This is a genomic window from Mesorhizobium argentiipisi (SeqCode), from assembly GCF_037179585.1.
GTDB classification, from domain to species: Bacteria; Pseudomonadota; Alphaproteobacteria; order Rhizobiales; family Rhizobiaceae; genus Mesorhizobium; species Mesorhizobium argentiipisi.
Genome location: NZ_JAPYKO010000001.1, coordinates 570,423 through 586,338 on the forward strand (window position 1 = coordinate 570,423; position 15,916 = coordinate 586,338).

General features: G+C 62.8%; 19 protein-coding genes. 13 read left to right on the forward strand and 6 right to left on the reverse strand.

Annotated features, from left to right (window positions below; genetic code table 11):
* Nucleotides 1–136: 136 nt before the first annotated feature.
* The 3 genes from O7A05_RS02695 (at nucleotide 137) to O7A05_RS02705 (ending at nucleotide 3,696) form a co-directional block, all read left to right on the forward strand.
* Nucleotides 137–1,918 (forward strand): tetratricopeptide repeat protein, encoded by a 1,782-nt coding sequence (locus O7A05_RS02695; protein WP_337091370.1) that lies wholly within the window; start codon nucleotides 137–139, stop codon nucleotides 1,916–1,918.
* A 200-nt stretch (nucleotides 1,919–2,118) separates the two neighbouring features.
* On the forward strand, nucleotides 2,119–2,922 hold the full coding sequence (locus O7A05_RS02700) for an alpha/beta fold hydrolase (RefSeq protein ID WP_337091446.1): 804 nt from the start codon (nucleotides 2,119–2,121) through the stop codon (nucleotides 2,920–2,922).
* Between the two features lie 156 nt (nucleotides 2,923–3,078).
* On the forward strand, nucleotides 3,079–3,696 hold the full coding sequence (locus O7A05_RS02705) for a hypothetical protein (protein WP_337091371.1): 618 nt from the start codon (nucleotides 3,079–3,081) through the stop codon (nucleotides 3,694–3,696).
* On the opposite strand, the gene O7A05_RS02710 is transcribed toward O7A05_RS02705, so the two are convergent.
* Nucleotides 3,686–4,621, reverse strand: coding sequence for a metallophosphoesterase family protein (locus tag O7A05_RS02710; RefSeq protein WP_337091372.1), 936 nt, complete (start codon nucleotides 4,619–4,621; stop codon nucleotides 3,686–3,688). The two genes, O7A05_RS02705 and O7A05_RS02710, sit on opposite strands and share 11 nt — an antisense overlap.
* Before the next feature lie 170 nt (nucleotides 4,622–4,791).
* Here O7A05_RS02710 and O7A05_RS02715 point away from each other — a divergent pair, with 170 nt between their 5' ends.
* A complete protein-coding gene (locus O7A05_RS02715) occupies nucleotides 4,792–5,295 on the forward strand; it encodes an NUDIX domain-containing protein (protein ID WP_337091373.1) in 504 nt (167 codons plus the stop codon).
* On the opposite strand, the gene O7A05_RS02720 is transcribed toward O7A05_RS02715, so the two are convergent.
* The gene (locus O7A05_RS02720; protein ID WP_337091374.1) at nucleotides 5,296–6,282 is read right to left on the reverse strand and encodes a glutathione S-transferase family protein; all 987 of its coding nucleotides are present in this window, start codon (nucleotides 6,280–6,282) and stop codon (nucleotides 5,296–5,298) included.
* Between the two features lie 306 nt (nucleotides 6,283–6,588).
* Between O7A05_RS02720 and O7A05_RS02725 the strand changes: the two genes are divergently transcribed.
* The 6 genes from O7A05_RS02725 (at nucleotide 6,589) to O7A05_RS02750 (ending at nucleotide 10,351) form a co-directional block, all read left to right on the forward strand.
* Nucleotides 6,589–7,194 carry a GNAT family N-acetyltransferase gene (locus O7A05_RS02725; protein WP_337091375.1) on the forward strand — a complete coding sequence of 202 codons (606 nt, stop codon included), beginning with the start codon at nucleotides 6,589–6,591 and terminating at the stop codon, nucleotides 7,192–7,194.
* Between the two features lie 27 nt (nucleotides 7,195–7,221).
* Nucleotides 7,222–7,983 (forward strand): 3-hydroxyacyl-CoA dehydrogenase, encoded by a 762-nt coding sequence (locus O7A05_RS02730; RefSeq protein WP_337091376.1) that lies wholly within the window; start codon nucleotides 7,222–7,224, stop codon nucleotides 7,981–7,983.
* A 5-nt stretch (nucleotides 7,984–7,988) separates the two neighbouring features.
* Nucleotides 7,989–8,135 (forward strand): hypothetical protein, encoded by a 147-nt coding sequence (locus O7A05_RS02735; RefSeq protein WP_337091378.1) that lies wholly within the window; start codon nucleotides 7,989–7,991, stop codon nucleotides 8,133–8,135.
* 101 nt (nucleotides 8,136–8,236) lie between these two features.
* Nucleotides 8,237–9,007 (forward strand): HugZ family pyridoxamine 5'-phosphate oxidase, encoded by a 771-nt coding sequence (locus tag O7A05_RS02740; RefSeq protein ID WP_337091379.1) that lies wholly within the window; start codon nucleotides 8,237–8,239, stop codon nucleotides 9,005–9,007.
* A 158-nt stretch (nucleotides 9,008–9,165) separates the two neighbouring features.
* Entirely contained in the window at nucleotides 9,166–9,504 is a 339-nt protein-coding gene (locus tag O7A05_RS02745) for an ArsR/SmtB family transcription factor (RefSeq protein ID WP_224514355.1), read from the forward strand.
* A 52-nt stretch (nucleotides 9,505–9,556) separates the two neighbouring features.
* Entirely contained in the window at nucleotides 9,557–10,351 is a 795-nt protein-coding gene (locus O7A05_RS02750) for a TrmH family RNA methyltransferase (protein ID WP_337091383.1), read from the forward strand.
* A 38-nt stretch (nucleotides 10,352–10,389) separates the two neighbouring features.
* On the opposite strand, the gene O7A05_RS02755 is transcribed toward O7A05_RS02750, so the two are convergent.
* Nucleotides 10,390–11,532: a coiled-coil domain-containing protein gene (locus O7A05_RS02755; RefSeq protein ID WP_337091384.1), complete on the reverse strand. Its 1,143-nt coding sequence runs from the start codon at nucleotides 11,530–11,532 to the stop codon at nucleotides 10,390–10,392.
* 134 nt (nucleotides 11,533–11,666) lie between these two features.
* Nucleotides 11,667–12,248, reverse strand: coding sequence for a DUF1134 domain-containing protein (locus O7A05_RS02760; protein ID WP_415926943.1), 582 nt, complete (start codon nucleotides 12,246–12,248; stop codon nucleotides 11,667–11,669).
* A gap of 336 nt (nucleotides 12,249–12,584) precedes the next feature.
* Here O7A05_RS02760 and chpT point away from each other — a divergent pair, with 336 nt between their 5' ends.
* The gene (gene chpT / locus O7A05_RS02765; RefSeq protein WP_224514361.1) at nucleotides 12,585–13,214 is read left to right on the forward strand and encodes a histidine phosphotransferase ChpT; all 630 of its coding nucleotides are present in this window, start codon (nucleotides 12,585–12,587) and stop codon (nucleotides 13,212–13,214) included.
* A 225-nt stretch (nucleotides 13,215–13,439) separates the two neighbouring features.
* Nucleotides 13,440–13,808, forward strand: a complete 369-nt coding sequence (locus tag O7A05_RS02770; RefSeq protein WP_337091386.1) for a response regulator — start codon at nucleotides 13,440–13,442, stop codon at nucleotides 13,806–13,808.
* Nucleotides 13,809–13,877: 69 nt separating this feature from the next.
* On the opposite strand, the gene ctrA is transcribed toward O7A05_RS02770, so the two are convergent.
* Nucleotides 13,878–14,573 carry a response regulator transcription factor CtrA gene (gene ctrA, locus O7A05_RS02775; RefSeq protein ID WP_006203583.1) on the reverse strand — a complete coding sequence of 232 codons (696 nt, stop codon included), beginning with the start codon at nucleotides 14,571–14,573 and terminating at the stop codon, nucleotides 13,878–13,880.
* Nucleotides 14,574–15,021: 448 nt separating this feature from the next.
* Between ctrA and O7A05_RS02780 the strand changes: the two genes are divergently transcribed.
* Nucleotides 15,022–15,399: a flagellar export protein FliJ gene (locus O7A05_RS02780; protein WP_149791168.1), complete on the forward strand. Its 378-nt coding sequence runs from the start codon at nucleotides 15,022–15,024 to the stop codon at nucleotides 15,397–15,399.
* A gap of 79 nt (nucleotides 15,400–15,478) precedes the next feature.
* Here the strand turns inward: O7A05_RS02780 and O7A05_RS02785 are convergent, their stop codons facing one another.
* Nucleotides 15,479–15,880 carry a winged helix-turn-helix transcriptional regulator gene (locus O7A05_RS02785; RefSeq protein WP_337091389.1) on the reverse strand — a complete coding sequence of 134 codons (402 nt, stop codon included), beginning with the start codon at nucleotides 15,878–15,880 and terminating at the stop codon, nucleotides 15,479–15,481.
* Nucleotides 15,881–15,916: the final 36 nt, after the last annotated feature.

The window sequence follows — 15,916 nt, forward strand, 5'->3', positions numbered from 1 at the left end:
GCGAACCTGCCATTCGTTAACCGCCGGAGGAATTTCCGGTGGCTTACGCGATCGCATAATAGAAGCATCCTTGTGCGCCGGCGCGAGCGCTATATTATCGCGCCCTAACCTGTGCCGACTTCGAAAGGTTCGACACTTGGAGCATGCCCCGCCTGCCGCCCCCGCAGTGCGCGAGACATTGGAGCGACTGCTTGCCAGCGAAACGTTCGGACGATCCGAGCGTGCCCGCAGGCTTTTACGCTATCTGGTCGAACGCGAGCAGGCCGGCGAGGCGGACAGGCTGAAAGGCGTTTCCATCGCCATGGACGTCTTCGGCAAGGACGGCGATTTCGATGCCTCCACCGATGCCGTGGTTAGGGTCCAGGCCGGACGTCTGCGCGAACTTCTGGAGCAGTATTTCGCCAATGAAGGCGTCGCCGAGCCAGTGCGCATCGCGATTCCGCGCGGGGGCTATGTCCCTTCCTATGAGCTGAACGCGATCCGGCTGCCTGGCGACGCCAAGTCCGCCTCCGGCAACATCGCGCAGCGGCCAGACGCTTCGGCCGAAGCCGCTCCGGCCGCGGCCGGGCACCTGGACACCTCTGCGCCGAGCGAACCTGCAGCCCTGATGGCGCCGGCGGCACCTGCGCAATCGCTCACCCGCCAGTTGCGCTTCTTCTGGGCTGCCATGGTCCTGGTCATTGTCATGCTCGGCGTCCTTATCGTGCGTCAAAGCAATGCCTTCCTTGACGGCGGCGACACGGTCGAAACGGCGGGCACGGCGAGCATCGCTGCCCAGCCGACATTCGACTCCCTGCCGCTGATCTACATTGCGATGAAAGCCGATGGAGCGGAAGCGGCTCGCGTCGCGTCGTCGCTGCGCGCCGGGCTTGCTGGTTTCGACACCATCGATTTTATCGGGCGCGATGCGGATTCGACGCGCGATCGGTCTGCCGATCCCATTAGTTTCGTTTTCGAAATTGTTCCAGGGCCCGCTGCCGGCGACGTCACGGTGGAATTGCAGAGCGTCGCGACCGGGCGGGTTCTCCTGTCGCGCAACCTGACATCGGCCGAAAGCGCCCCTGGCGCGGTTGAAAGCAACATCGCCAGCCTTCTCACCTCGACGGTTCCCGCTTCGGGTGCGATCTACAGCTACATTGACCAGAGCGACATCCGGACCAGCCAGATCGGGTGTCTGGTGCTCGACGACCGCTATTATCTCGACATGAGCGCCCAGATGCACGAAATAGCGTATCGCTGCCTGGAGAAGCTAGTCAGCGAAGGCACCAAATCGTCGCTTGTCTACGCGGAGCTGGCCGCGCTTCATGTGGAAGCCGTCACCGCGCACTATGCCTATCCACCGGAAGCGACGCTCGAAAAGGCCATGTCGCTTGCCCATCGCGCCGTCCAGATGGGGCCCATGAGCCCGCACGCGCATCGCGCCTTCGGCTACCTCAACTCGCGCCTCGGCAACACGGACGAAGCGATCCGCTTGATGCGCAAGGCTTACGAACTCAACCCGTATGATCTCGGCATGGCCGCCGCCTATGGCTACGGGCTGATCTTCGCCGGCAAATATGATGAGGGAACGCCGATCCTGGGCCACGCGGTCGAGGCCTTCAGCGGCCATCCGACATGGTGGGATTATGGCCTGTTCATCGGCGCCTTCATGCAGGGCGATATGAAGAAGGCCGCGATCGCCAGCGAGTCACTTCGCACGACGTCATCCAAGTCGCATTATCTGGCCGCGCGCCTGATCGGCGCGAGGATTTCCGGGCGCGAGAAGCTGGCGCGCGAGCTTGCCAACGAACTCACCGCCGAATTCCCGAACTTTGTCGCCAACCCGCGCGCGACATTCGTCGACCGCAAATACCCCGCCGATCTCACCGACCGGCTGGTCCAGTCGTTGCGCGCCGCTGGGATCGGCAACCCGAGCTAATCCAGCTCTTCGCGGGTATTGGGATCGCTGGAGCGCGGAAGTATGATGCTGTGATCTGCCAAGTATTAGGTCATGCTTGCGCGCCGGGCGCTGGCGGGACGCTGCGGTCGCGAAAATTTTACTGGCCATCGGTCAGGTTCGGGAGCAATTCAGCCGCAATTTGAAGTTGCTGCCCCGCGTTGTTTACCGCTCCATTTTTCATGCTTCCATTCCCTCATGCCGTCGAATGTGGCGCTGGTCCGAGGACGATCGTCCTTCTGCACGGCTTCGGAGCCTGTGGTGAGATCTGGCGTGACGTCGCGACCTCGCTGGCGGCGGAGGCGAGTGTCTTGGCCTATGATCTGCCGGGCCATGGGGAGTCCCTGGGATGCGAAGGCATGGGCGGCGCCAAGCCGGCCGCGCGAGCCATCCTCGCCGATCTGGCCGGGCGCCGGTTGGACAAGGTCCATCTCGTCGGTCACTCCATGGGCGGCGCGATCGCGACATTGATGGCGCTTGCCGACCCCGACAGGGTTGCCTCGCTTACTCTGTTGGCGCCCGGCGGCGTCGGCCCGGAAATCAACGCAGACTTGCTGCGCCGCTATGCCGCTGCGGCCGGTAGGAGAGAAGTCCGCGCCAGCCTTGCCGCCATGTCGGGTCCACGCAGCGTGCCGCCTGACCATGTGGTGGATGCACTGTGCCGGATGCGCAAACGGCCGGGGCAGTTGCAGACCCTGATCGGTATAGCTGCGGCGATGACAAGGGATGACCGGCAAGGGGTCATCCCCCGCAAGCAGTTGGATGCGCTCGACATGCCGGTGATGATCGTCTGGGGAGCGGAGGATCCGCTGCTGCCCGTCGAGCAGGCCGGGGCCCTGCCGTCGCATTTCCATCTGCACCATATCCTTGACGCGGGTCATATGCTGATCGAGGAGGCTCCGGACCTGGTTGCCGCTATCGTGCGTCGCAACACGCGACGGCGCGGCAGGCGGGTGCGTCCACCGCTGGGCGCCGCGGCGAGCTGATTGCTGAGTACCCTGCCAGGATCGGCGCTCCCGACCGACCTCGAAGCATCCGTGACGCGCTTATGCGGACCGGGGCGGCCGCGCCGCTCATCGTCGGCAGTGCATTTTTCCAGCGACTATGTTAATTCGCTGTTAACCAACAGCGAGACAGCCGCCATGAAGGATGCAGGCGACAAAATCACCCCGATGGAGCCGTCGCGAAAGCTCTCGGATGCCATACGCGACGTCAAGAATGCCTTCGCCGACCGCGATGACGTGGTCGTCGACATGCGCGAGGCGCATCGCATGCGGCTTGATCTGCTGGCAACCGAGCTTGCCCCGGTCTTTGCCGATGTCCCGGCCGACATGGACAGCTTCGACTTCGCCGTCTCGTCTGGCCTGCAGCCGCGGCTATGGATCGATGCGGTGAGCCACGTCGCCATGGGGCGCGACCGCCGCACCTACCGCTTCCTCAAGGATACGCGCGTCGGCCGTGTGGTGCTGGCCGAGACGACCGAAATGAAAGCCGTCGCCGATGCGGTGACGCGCTACGTGGCGGAACGTGTCGTCGAGCGGCAGCACATGATGGAGGGCGGCGTGGAGAGTGCCGTTCCCGGCCTGCATCGTCCCGTGGTCCGGGAGGCGGAGCCGCCCATTCGATCCGAAGGCCGCGTCAATGGCTGGACGACCTTCTTCGCCGGCCTCGGCCTGATAGCCGCCGGTGCCCTTGTCGGCTTGGCGGTTTCGCTGGCGATGTTCTGGGATCGCATCGTGCATATGAAGATCAGCTTCTGACGAGTTCGCGGTCCTTGACGGCCGACACGTCGAGATCCGTCGTTTGCAGATCCGAAGGCGGCAGTGCCGGCCCGGTCAGGCCGCGCCGCGTCAAGCGCACGCGCCAAGCGTCCTTTTCGCCATCGATCTCGAACAGATTGTACTGAGCGGCCGGATGCTTGCCGCCCGGCGCCTGGCCCGCGGCGGCAACCCCGACCACGGGCACTTTGGCGGCACGTGCCCCGATGGTGAACAAGGACGGCAGATGCGAATGGCCGTGCAGGACGAGCTCCGCGCCATGCCGGAGAATGACCTTGTGAAAACGAGCGATGCCGAACAGCCGCTTATGCTGCTGGACGGCGCCGCGCACCGGAGGGTGGTGGATCATGATGGCGCGGAACAGCCCTTGTTTCGCCGCATCGTCGAGAATCCTGCCGAGCCGCTCGGCCTGCCCCTCCATGAAGAAGCCATTGGCCATGAAGGGCGCGGTGGCGCGCGCCGTGGTGACGCCGATCAGCGCGACATTGCCGCGCACGCGCAGATACGGAAAGGAATTGCGGTCGACCGGACTGTTGACTCCGTCGCCGGTCATCCAGGGAGCCCACGACCGGCAGACCTTGTCGAAGGCGCCCGGCACATAGGCGTCGTGATTGCCGGGGACCACGGAAACATCATGCGGCGATCCAAGTGTCTCCAGCCAGAGCTTGGCCATCTCGATCTCGCCGTCGAGCGCCAGGTTGACGAGGTCGCCCGTGACGGCCAGGTGATCGGGCGCGTTCGCCTTGATATCGGCGACGATGGTGTCGATCACCGCGTCATGCATATGGCGGCGTCGATTGCGCTGCCAGTTGACGTAGCCCAGCACGCGCTTGGAGGCGAGGTCGCGATAGGTTACATCGGGCAGCGGTCCCAAATGAGCATCGGAAATATGCGCAAGCCTGAACATGGCCCATTCTTAAGCGACGCCGGCGAGGCTTTCCACTCACCGTTTGCTGTTCGCCCAAGCAGGTTCCGCAAAAGTGCCTCACGGTTTTGCAGCCAGAACCTGCGAAAAACAAGGAAAGCCAAGCAGATGTCCGTGAGGCAACCCGTGGACATCTGCTTGGGGATCGTTGGATGAATCGCCGAGCCGATCCGGAAGAGGCATTCCGCCAGACCGGCTGGCCGGGGTTGCGGGCAAGGCTGTTCCATTTTTACTTCCTGCTGCGCCGCCCGATGACGCTTGGCGTGCGCGGGCTGATTTATGACCGCGCCTCCAACTCTGTCTTCCTGATACGCCACACCTATGTTCCCGGCTGGCAGCTGCCGGGCGGCGGTGTCGAGATCGGCGAGACGCTCGAGAAAGCGCTGGCGCGCGAGCTGGCCGAGGAAGGCAACATCGCTCTGACGGCTCCGCCGGTGCTGAAGTCGATGCATTTCAACCGCCGATCCAGCAAGCGCGACCATGTTGGTCTTTATCTGATCGAAGCCTTCAGCCAGACCGCACCGAAACGGCCGGACCATGAGATCGCCGAAGCCGGGTTCTTCCCGATCGACCGCTTGCCGGAGGGCACAACGCCAGCGACGCTGCAGCGGATAGCGGAGATTTTTGGCGGCGAGCGTATCTCCGCCTACTGGTAATCACGCCGCCTTCCTGAACCTATTCCGGTCATGCGGCGCGGCATAATCGAGTTCCGGCCCTGCCGGAACGATCCCCGTCGGGTTGATCAATCTGTGGCTGCCGTAATAATGCGCCTTGATGTGATGCAGGTTGACTGTGCCAGAGACGCCGGGCACCTGATAGAGATCGCGCAGGTAGTTCGACAGGTTCGGATAGTCGGCGATGCGACGTAAATTGCATTTGAAGTGGCCGACATAGACCGGATCGAAACGCACCAGCGTCGTGAACAGCCGCCAATCGGCCTCGGTGATGTGTTCGCCGGCCAGATAGCGCTGCTTCGAAAGCCGCTCTTCGATCGTATCGAGCGCCGCGAACAATTCGCCGAAGGCTTCCTCATAGGCTTTCTGCGTGGTGGCGAAGCCGGCGCGATAGACGCCGTTGTTGATCGCCGGATAGACCAGCGCATTGATCTTGTCGATCTCCGCGCGCCGCCCTGCCGGGTAGAAGTCGAGACGCGCATCACCCCATTCGTCGAAGGCGGAATTGAGCATGCGGATGATCTCGGAGGACTCGTTGTTGACGATCGTCTTTTCTTGCTTGTCCCACAGAACCGGCACCGTCACGCGGCCTGAATAGGCCGGATCGGCCTTGGCATAGATATGATGCAGGAAATCGAGGCCGTAGAGCGTGTCTCCGGTGGCGCCGTCCTCGGCTTTGAAGGTCCAGCCGTTTTCGCCCATGAAATGGTGCACAACGGAAACGGAGATGATGCCCTCCAGCTTCTTCAGGGCACGGAAAATCAGCGTGCGGTGTGCCCACGGACAGGCGAGCGACACATAGAGATGATAGCGGCCGGGTTCCGCCTTGAAGCCGCGTTTTCGCCCTTCTGCCGGCCTGCCGTCGCGCGTGATCCAGTCGCGCCATTGCGACTCCGTCCGCACGAACCGCCCATCGCCGTCGGTGCTGGGCGCGCGATCCTGCCATTTGCCTTCGATCAGCAATCCCATGCGAAAATCTCCCTGTGCTCACACATATCTAGACCGATAACCGGGCGGGCGAAGCCTTCGGGCATTGAACAGTTCGTCAAATGACGAACCAGTTCGTCAAACGACGAACCGGCTTGTCTGGAGCAAAGAAAGGCAAAAGGCACCGATTGCAGCGACACAAAATTGGTGCTAGCGGAGGCGCCCATGTTCGACTTTGCCTCGATCCGGTTCGACCGACGACGAAAGGGCGCCCGCGCTTAAGAAGCGCTGACTGGCGAACGCTGCCGCTTGCAGCAAACCTTCCTCGCATACCGGAACGCAAAGACCATGAGCCTTGCCGACGTGAAATACCTGCCGGAAACCCCGGCGCATGATGCCGAAATCGAAGCCATTAACGACGAGGCCTTCGGCCCCGGTCGTTTCGTTCTTGCCGCCTACAAGATCCGCGAGGCCGGCGGGCACGACCGCTCGATGTCCTTTGTCGCGGTCAAGGACGATAAGGTTATCGCTTCGGTGCGCATGACGCGTGTGGCCGCCGGCGCCGGTCGCGCCATGATGCTCGGCCCGCTTGCGGTGCGCCCCGCCTTCAAGAATCTCGGCATCGGCCGCAAGCTGGTCGCGATCGCGCTGGAGGCGGCCAGGAAGGCCGGTGCGCCTGCCGTCATTCTGGTTGGTGACGAACCATATTATGGACCGCTTGGCTTCAAGCGCTTTCCGCGCGGACAGATCACCATGCCGCGCCCGGTCGATCTCGACCGGCTGCTGTATCACGAGATCAAGCCGGGCGCGGTCGCCCGCTTTGCCGGCGATGTCTGTCACGCCAACACGGCAAAGGTTGCGGAATTTGCCCCGGCCGTGTCGCGTTCGACCGCCAGTGCGCAGCCAGCGATCGACCCGCCTATTGCGGTTGCGCCTCCTTTGCGCGCTTCATAGCATAATCGGCAATACTGGGAGGCCTGCATGAACCCGAACGGCCAGATCGCGATCGTCACCGGCGGCGGGTCGGGCCTTGGCGAGGCGACGGCGCGCGCCTTGGCGGCCAAAGGCGCCCGCGTCGCCATCCTCGACGTGGGCATCGAGCGCGCGGCGAAAGTTGCAGCCGAGATCGGCGGCGTTGCCGTCCAATGCGATGTCGGCAGCGGCGACAGCGCTACGGCCGCGATCGCCGAAGTGGCTGAAAAGCTTGGGCAGCCGCGCATCCTGGTCAATTGCGCCGGCATCGCCATCGGCGTGAAGACGATCGGCAAGTACGGACCGCATCCGCTCGACCAGTATCGCAAGGTGATCGAGATCAACCTGATCGGCACCTTCAACATGATCCGCCTGGTCGCCGACCGGGCGGCGAAACTCGAACCGCTCGCCGGCGGCGAGCGCGGCGTCATCGTCAACACCGCCTCCGTCGCCGCCTATGACGGCCAGATCGGCCAGGCGGCCTACGCGGCGTCCAAGGGCGGCGTCGTCGGCATGACGCTGCCCGTGGCGCGCGACCTGGCGCGGTCCGGCATCCGCGTCTGCACCATCGCGCCCGGCATTTTCAAGACACCGATGATGGCCGGCATGCCGCAGGAAGTGCAGGATTCGCTCGGCGCCTCCGTCCCCTTCCCGCCGCGGCTCGGCGAGCCGTCAGAATATGCGGCACTTGCCCTCCACATCGTCGAGAACCAGATGCTGAACGGCGAGACCATCCGCCTCGACGGCGCCATCCGCATGGCGCCGAAATAAGCGGGATGGCTGGCCCGCCGAGAGGCGCCGGTGCCTCTGCCGAAAAGACCGGCCCGCTCGCCGCCCTGAAAGTGATCGAGATGGCCGGGCTTGGTCCGGTGCCGTTTGCCGCCCTGATGCCGCCGCCGATCGCCAGCCTGCGGGCATATTGACCCGTTTCGGCTTGAGCGAAGAGGAAGTCGGAGCCCTTGCAAAGGCGGATGTAATCGGCCGATAACCGGAGAACGGAAATCAACTTATCTCGGGTGAGCTTGTGACCGAACCGAAGAAGGATGTCATCCGCGAGACCGACGCCGAAGCGGTCAGGCTGGCGAAAGCCCTGATCCGCTCGGCGCGTTTCGGCGCGCTCGCGGCGATCGAGCCTGACACCGGCGCGCCGCTGGCGAGCAGGGTTGGCGTCGCCACCGACATCGACGGCGCGCCGCTGATCCTGATCTCGATGCTATCCGCGCACACCGGGGCGTTGCTCGCCGATCCGCGCTGTTCGCTGCTGCTCGGCGAGCCCGGCAAGGGCGATCCGCTGGCGCATCCGCGCATCAGCCTGGCGTGCCGCGCCCTGCGGCTGGAACGGGGGTCGGCTGATCAGATCCGAGCCGAACGACGCTACCTCAACCGCAATCCGAAAGCGAAGCTCTATGCCGGGCTCGGCGACTTCTCGTTCTTCCGACTCGAGCCCGAGCGCGCCAGCCTGAACGGCGGCTTCGGCAAGGCCTTTCTTCTCGACCGCGATGATTTCATCACCGGCGCCGCACTTGTCGAGGAGTTCGCCGGCAGCGAGCAGGCGGCGCTCGATCACATGAATGCCGACCATCGCGACGCGCTTGCCCTTTATGCCCGCCATTTCGGTCGTGCCGAAGGTGATGGCTGGATCGCCACCGGCTTCGACCCCGACGGCATGGACCTCGCCGCTCCGGATGCGACCTGCCGGATTTTCTTTCCCCAGTCTTTGCAAACCGCGCGCGAATTGCGTTCCGTGCTGGTCGAGATGGCCAAGGCGGGACGCGCGGCAGAGCAAGAGCGATAGTTGATCGCGCGCCAGCGAAAGCAACGCTTGAGATTTAAACGAAATGATCTACCTTTGTTATGGCGCTGATTCAGAAGCGCCCGTCGACATCTGAACATTGTGGAATCAGGCGCCATTGCCCCCTGGCGCCAGGATGAGCCAGGACCCTTGGGGGATCTATGATCTCAAATAAGCTTATCGCCAATGCGGAATCGGCAGCCGCGTTTCTCACTCTCATGGGCAACGAAAAGCGCCTCCTGATCGTGGCCTATCTGATGGATGGCGAAATGTCGGTCGGCGCCATCGCCGAGAAGGTGCAGCTCAGCCAGTCCGCTCTGTCGCAGCATCTCGCCAAGCTGAGGGGACTCGATCTCGTCGAGACCCGGCGCGACCGCCAGATGATCTACTATTCCTGCAAATCCGAAGCGGTACGCGAATTGCTGCGCATGCTGGAAGGCATTTTCGGCGAAGGCGATCTTTCCCAGATGGCCTACCGGTTGCGCCGCGCCGGGGCTTGACCCGCGGTTCCAGTCGCCCATACCTCGCCGACCACTCTTCGGCGAGGCATGCATGAACCTCATCCCTATCGACGATCCCCAGGACCCGCGCGTCGCCGCTTATCTCGACATCCGCGAGCGCGACCTCGTTGGCCGGCAGGGCCGTTTCGTCGCCGAAGGCAAGGTGGTGCTCGACCTCCTGTTGTCGACGGGGCGCTTCGCCGCCGAGTCTGCCCTCATCCTCGAAAACAGACTGGCTGGCGTGCAGGGGACCCTGCGCCAGGCGCCGCCGGACTTTCCGGTCTATGTCGCCGCCGGCGAGGTCATGGACCGGATCGCCGGCTTCCACATGCACCGCGGCATCCTGGCGATCGGCATACGTGGCGCGCCGGCGCCCGTCGAAATTCTGGTGGAAACCTTGCCTCGGCGGGCGTTGGCCGTCGTCCTGGTCGGCATATCCAATCACGACAATATGGGGGCGATCTTCCGCAATGCCGCAGCCTTCGGCGCGGACGCGGTGCTGCTCGACCGGACCTGTTGCGATCCGCTCTACCGCAAGGCAATCCGCGTTTCGGTCGGCGCGGCGCTGAAGGTTCCCTTCGCCTTCGGCGATACCGCAGCCCTCACCGCGACGCTCGATCGGCTTGGCTTCAGCCAGTTCGCGCTATCCCCGAGCGGCACCACCGACATCCGGGCCACGCAACGTTCGGCCCGGCTGGCGCTCTATCTCGGCACCGAAGGCGAAGGCCTGCCGCAAGACCTGCTTGCCCGGTTGCGCACGGTGCGGATCGGCATGGCGGAAGGCTTCGACAGCCTGAACGTCGCGGCAGCCTCGGCGATCGCCCTGCATCATTTTTCCGACCGGTAGCAGTCCGCAAAAACGACCTGGGCGCTGCATTCTCTTCCTCAGTTGGACGAGCCGGCCTTCTGCAAAGCCCTCACGCGGTCGGCAAGGCTGACGCCGCGCCCAGTTTGCTGCTCCTCACCCGCCAGTGCCTTGGCGATAGGCGAGTCCGGCCCATCGAGCTTCATCGTCAGATTGACGACCTCGGCCGCCAGCTCGTTCATCTGTTCGCGAAGGCCGGCGCCGGAGCGTGCGTCGCCCGCCGATTCCGGCATTGCCGTCCCCGAGGCGGCAAGATCGAGTTTCAGCCGCTTGTTCTCACGCGCCAGCGCCGTCAGTCTTGCTTCCAACCGTTCCCGGTCGCCCTCGAGCTTGGCGATTGCCTTGTCGACATCGTCACTTTTCGCATCCGAGCCGGCAGCCAGCCGCGCGACGCCGTTTGCCGCAGCCGTCTCCTTCGAACGTTCGCGCATTCGAGCGAGGTCCTTCTCGCGCCGGTCGAGCTTTTCCTCGCGGTCGGCAAGCGTGGCGAGCAGCCGGTCCACCTTCTTCTCGAGCTCGGCCGTTTTCTTCTTCTCGACCTTCAACGCTTCGCGCGCGGCCTTGCTTTCCGACGCGATTTCCTGGTTGCGCCGGTCCGCCTCCCTACGCTGGCCTTTGAGCAACGCGATGTCGCTGGCGAGCTTTTCCAGCTCGGATTCGCGCGCGACCAGCTCGATCTGGCGGTTGGAGGACGAGAAGCTGGCGTCGTCATACATCTGCTCGAGCTTTTGCAGGTCCAGCGCTCGCTTCTCCAAAGCCCGCTCCGTCTGTGCGAGCTTTTCCGACAGGCGGTGCAGATCCTCCTCGCGCTGCCTGAGCTCCGCATTTTTGGCCTGCAGATCGGAGAGCGCCTGGTTCTTGTCCTTCCTCTCGATCTCGAGCGCCTTCAAGGCCTCTTTCGCGTGCCCGATCTCGACCAGTTGCTCAGCCACCTTCTCCTGCAGATTCTTGACGGTTATCTCCAGCCGGCGCGTCGTCATGGCATATTCCGCACGGACCCGGTCCTTGTCCGCCTGGATCTCGGCTTGGGTCAGCGGCAACGAAGCCTCGATGCGCCTGCGCGTCAGGACAACGGCCCGCCGCCAGACCGCCGGCGCGACCAGCGACACGAGAAAAACGGCGCAAAGGAAACCGAGTACGAAGAACAGGACCGACTGGACCAAGGCGTGCTATCCACTTTACGGAGCGGCAATCGCAGGATTGTGCCACGTTGGCATGGCGGAAATTCAACGCCGCCGCAAGAGCTTGCCGCGGCGCGATCAGCACAGTCCGAACGGTTGTCGCGAGCGCAATCCGATCAGAACGGGTTCCAGGTCGGCCTTTCGGTGAGCTTCAGATAGCCGAGATTGACCCCGAGACGGGCACCGACGCCGGTGCGGATCGGCACGAGCAGCACCCGGTTGCTCTGCAGCACGTTGAAGCCGACGCCGGCGATGACATAGGCGGAGCCGGCAACGCCGCCGAAGCGGTTATAGAGGCTGCTGATGTCGTCGAGGTTGTAGACCAGCATCATCACCCGGGACCCCTCGCCGCCGAAATCCCAGCCGAGCGAAGGGCCTTGCCAGAACACCTTATGGTCGCCGGCGTTCTTGGTGTAGAGCGTCCCCTCGCCATAGGTGAGGCCGCCGATCAGGGCGCCGGATCCTTCCTCGCCGAGCAGGTAGCCATTGGGCAGGCCGTAGGAGGCAAAGATCTTCTCGACGACGGTGGCCAGGCCACCGGACGTCTCGCCGAAGAATTTATGACCGGAATCGACGATTTCCTGCGCGGTGTACTGCTGAGCCCGCGACGCTGAGATCGAAAGGACCAACGCCGCCAGGAGTGTGATGGTCATGGTGAGGACGCGAACAAACGTCCGGTCGTAGTATCGGGAAAACATGCTTCCAATCTCCGTCAGGGAGCACTTTCGCCGACGCCTCGCACCCCTGCGGCTCTTACCGGCCGTTCAGGGTGGCTATCACGAGCAAATTATGCCGTAATCCTTTTTCAACCATTAAGCTCCCACACGAAGATGGCGGTTCAAAGGCTGCGCTTGCGCCTCGGCGGCGGGTTTCCCCCGCGAATACGCCATTTTCGCCGTCGACAATTTTGGATTTGTTGATGCGCGCTCGGGCCCTGTGTATTCAGAAAGCCTTGGAAAAGAGCGTGATTCGTGTGGGCAGGCGCGAAACTGTCGCTCGGCCATGAACAAGTGACTTAAGCAGGGATTTCGCCGATGGCCGAGCTTTTCACCCTTTCCGCGCCTGATCTCGCGGCGCTGCTTTGCAGCCGCGTCTGCCACGACATCATTTCGCCGGTGGGCGCAATCAACAACGGCCTCGAACTGCTCGACGAGGGCGGCGCCGACGAAGACGCCATGAAGCTTATTCGCCAGAGCGCCAAAAACGCCTCAGCGCGGCTGCAGTTTGCCCGCATTGCCTTCGGCGCCGCGGGCTCCGCCGGCATGATGATTGACACCGGCGATGCCGAGGCCGTGGCCATCGCCTTCTTGAAGAACGAAAAGCCGGAACTGGTTTGGAACGGCCCCCGGGCGCTCCTGCCCAAGAACAAGGTCAAGCTGCTGCTCAACCTCATCCTCGTCGCCAACGCGGCCATACCGCGCGGCGGCAAGCTGGTGATCACGCTGGAGAGTCTCGAAACCGAGCCGCGTTTTTCGCTGTCGGCCCGCGGCCCGATGCTGCGCGTGCCGCCGAAATTCCTCGAACTGCATTCCGGCCACAAGCCGGAGGAGCCGATCGACGCCCATTCGGTCCAGCCTTACTACACGCTGCTTCTGGCGCGTGAGGCCAATATGACGATCTCGATCCACGCGACAGCCGACGAGATCGTCCTGACGGCTGCATAAGAAAAGCCGAAATATCCTTTACCGCTGATATTTGTGCTTGCAGTGCAGGTCGAGCAACGTCGGCCGCAGTCCAATGTAACGGCGCCGCGAGCCAAAACCCGCGCGACATGCCTGTTTGCAAAAACTTTACCTAACGGCTTTTCGGCTTCTTTACCGGATTGGGCTATGGTGCTTTCCGGCTACCCGGAGGTTGCCGGTTCTGCAGATGGCGAAGAGGACCCGGACATGAAGCGCTGCCTGTTCGTCGATGATTCGAGCGTCATCAGGAAGGTCGCAAAACGCATTCTTGGCGGTTCGGATCTGATTGTCGTCGAGGCCTCGAGCGGTGTCGAGGCTGCCGAAATCTGCGCCGGCGACATGCCGGACGTGATTGTCATCGACGGTGGTCTTGCCGACATCCAGGCGGTCGATCTCATTCGCCGCATCCGCGCCATCGAAGCTCCCGTCAAGCCGCAGATCCTGGTCTCGCTGGTCGAGGTCGACGTCGCGGCGATCATGCGCGCCAAGCGCGCCGGCGCTCAAGGCTATCTGCTGAAGCCCTTCAACCGCGCGCAACTGCTCGAAAGCTTCCGTTTCCTCAAAATCGCCGCCTGATTCGCGGCAACCGATTCAAACGAAAAACCCGGCCGGAGCCGGGTTTTTCGTTCGAATCACTTGGATCGCCTACGCGCTGACGCGGATATCTTCCGGCTCGCGCAGCACATAACCGCGGCCCCAGACCGTCTCAATGTAGTTCTGGCCGCCCGACGCCGCGTCGAGCTTCTTGCGCAGCTTGCAGATGAAGACGTCGATGATCTTCAGCTCCGGCTCGTCCATTCCGCCGTAGAGATGGTTGAGGAACATTTCCTTGGTGAGCGTGGTGCCCTTGCGCAGCGAGAGCAGCTCCAGCATCTGATATTCCTTGCCGGTCAGGTGCACGCGCTGGCCGCCGACCTCGACCGTCTTGGCGTCGAGATTGACCACCAGGTCGCCGGTGGTGATGACCGACTGGGCATGGCCCTTGGAACGGCGCACGATCGCATGGATGCGCGCCACCAGTTCGTCCTTGTGGAAGGGCTTGGTCATATAATCGTCGGCGCCGAATCCGAGGCCGCGCACCTTGTCCTCGATGCCGGCCATGCCGGAAAGGATCAGGATCGGCGTCTTGACCTTGGAGAGGCGCAGGGTGCGCAGGACTTCATAGCCCGACATGTCGGGGAGATTGAGGTCCAGAAGGATGATGTCGTAATCGTAGAGCTTGCCGAGATCGACACCCTCTTCGCCGAGATCGGTCGTATAGACGTTGAAGCTCTCCGATTTCAGCATCAATTCGATGCTCTGTGCGGTTGCACTGTCATCTTCAATCAGCAGAACACGCATTTCATTCCCCTTTTCTGCTGCCGGACCGTTTCACGACCCGTCCGGGACCCGGAGCAGTGATTGCCTGAACAGAAGGTGACACCGAGTGGTTAACAAATCCTAATTTCGTGTCGTCCACGATATCAGATTTTTTAACCCCTTTCTACACCGACTTGAATCTAATAACGAATCACAGACCAAAACCGCTAATGCACCACATTAATAAGTCAGCCTAAGTGACTCCAGAGACTCGCTGGCCCGGGCTTCCCGCCGCAGCCGGAATTTTTACCCGGCCTTAAGTCCTCGCCCGTATGATTAACAATGCCCGTAAACGAATGGTTACCGCCGGCAAAAATCTTTAGGGCTTTGTTTCCCATAGCCCAGGGAAAGCCGGGGGAAACGGGCGGCGCTTGGATCGTTCCGGGCGGACTGGGCGGTATGCAGGTGTGCGTTTGCGGAGTATCGAGTCATGAAGTCACGTGAAAACCTCGTTCGACTGAAGCAGTTTCAGGTGAATGAGAAGCGGCGGCAGCTCTTGCAGCTGGACATGATGATCGCCGAGTTCGAGCGCATGGCCGTCGAGCTGGAAGCGCAGATCATCGCCGAAGAGAAAAAAGCCGGCATCACCGACATCAACCATTTCGCCTATCCGACCTTCGCCAAGGCGGCTCGCCTGCGCCGCGACAACCTCAGGAACTCACAAAGTGACCTCGCCCAGCAGCGAAGCACCGCCGAATCATTACTCGGCGAAGCTGAAGCGGAGCTGTCCAAAGCAGAGATGCTGGAATCGAGGGACACCAAGATCCGCGACGCCGAAACAGGCGGCCGCAGCGCCATGATCGGCTGATCGCTGGGAATTCGCAGTCCTGCCGGCGACCTCCCGGCACTTTCGAACCGGCAATCGGCAGAAACCGGCCTCGCCGTCTTCACGGCATAGCGGCCTTCTCGCCGTGATCGGCCGATGACCGGGTTCGGGCATCCTTAATTTCAGATGCATGCTCTTCCGCCCAGGAGCGGATCTGGCTGAGCAGGCCCGCAAGGTTCTGGCCAAGCTCCGTCAGCTCATACTCGACGCGCGGCGGAATGACCGCAAACACCTCGCGCCGCACAAGGCCGTCACGCTCCAGCACGCGCAGCGTCTGCGTCAGCATTTTGGGCGTGATGCCCTCCAGCTTGCGCGCCAGTTCGCCATTGCGCAGCCGACCGCGCCGCAGCGCGCAGACGGTGAGATAAACCCATTTGCTCGCAAGCATCTCGAGCACGGTATGCGAGGGGCAGGAGCGCCGGAACGCATCGTAACCGAAGGGGGATCTGTCTTCACTATCCATGAGGTACCTTTATATAGAAAAGGTGCATACTCGACA

Excerpts from the sequence above, each read along its gene's own strand:
- O7A05_RS02700 (WP_337091446.1), top strand. The coding sequence starts at position 2,119 with ATGCTTCCATTCCCTCATGCCGTCGAATGTGGCGCTGGTCCGAGGACG.
- O7A05_RS02705 (WP_337091371.1), top strand. The coding sequence starts at position 3,079 with ATGAAGGATGCAGGCGACAAAATCACCCCGATGGAGCCGTCGCGAAAG.
- O7A05_RS02710 (WP_337091372.1), bottom strand. The coding sequence starts at position 4,621 with ATGTTCAGGCTTGCGCATATTTCCGATGCTCATTTGGGACCGCTGCCC.
- O7A05_RS02715 (WP_337091373.1), top strand. The coding sequence starts at position 4,792 with ATGAATCGCCGAGCCGATCCGGAAGAGGCATTCCGCCAGACCGGCTGG.
- O7A05_RS02720 (WP_337091374.1), bottom strand. The coding sequence starts at position 6,282 with ATGGGATTGCTGATCGAAGGCAAATGGCAGGATCGCGCGCCCAGCACC.
- O7A05_RS02725 (WP_337091375.1), top strand. The coding sequence starts at position 6,589 with ATGAGCCTTGCCGACGTGAAATACCTGCCGGAAACCCCGGCGCATGAT.
- O7A05_RS02730 (WP_337091376.1), top strand. The coding sequence starts at position 7,222 with ATGAACCCGAACGGCCAGATCGCGATCGTCACCGGCGGCGGGTCGGGC.
- O7A05_RS02735 (WP_337091378.1), top strand. The coding sequence starts at position 7,989 with ATGGCTGGCCCGCCGAGAGGCGCCGGTGCCTCTGCCGAAAAGACCGGC.
- O7A05_RS02745 (WP_224514355.1), top strand. The coding sequence starts at position 9,166 with ATGATCTCAAATAAGCTTATCGCCAATGCGGAATCGGCAGCCGCGTTT.
- O7A05_RS02750 (WP_337091383.1), top strand. The coding sequence starts at position 9,557 with ATGAACCTCATCCCTATCGACGATCCCCAGGACCCGCGCGTCGCCGCT.
- O7A05_RS02760 (WP_415926943.1), bottom strand. The coding sequence starts at position 12,248 with ATGTTTTCCCGATACTACGACCGGACGTTTGTTCGCGTCCTCACCATG.
- chpT (WP_224514361.1), top strand. The coding sequence starts at position 12,585 with ATGGCCGAGCTTTTCACCCTTTCCGCGCCTGATCTCGCGGCGCTGCTT.
- O7A05_RS02770 (WP_337091386.1), top strand. The coding sequence starts at position 13,440 with ATGAAGCGCTGCCTGTTCGTCGATGATTCGAGCGTCATCAGGAAGGTC.
- ctrA (WP_006203583.1), bottom strand. The coding sequence starts at position 14,573 with ATGCGTGTTCTGCTGATTGAAGATGACAGTGCAACCGCACAGAGCATC.
- O7A05_RS02780 (WP_149791168.1), top strand. The coding sequence starts at position 15,022 with ATGAAGTCACGTGAAAACCTCGTTCGACTGAAGCAGTTTCAGGTGAAT.
- O7A05_RS02785 (WP_337091389.1), bottom strand. The coding sequence starts at position 15,880 with ATGGATAGTGAAGACAGATCCCCCTTCGGTTACGATGCGTTCCGGCGC.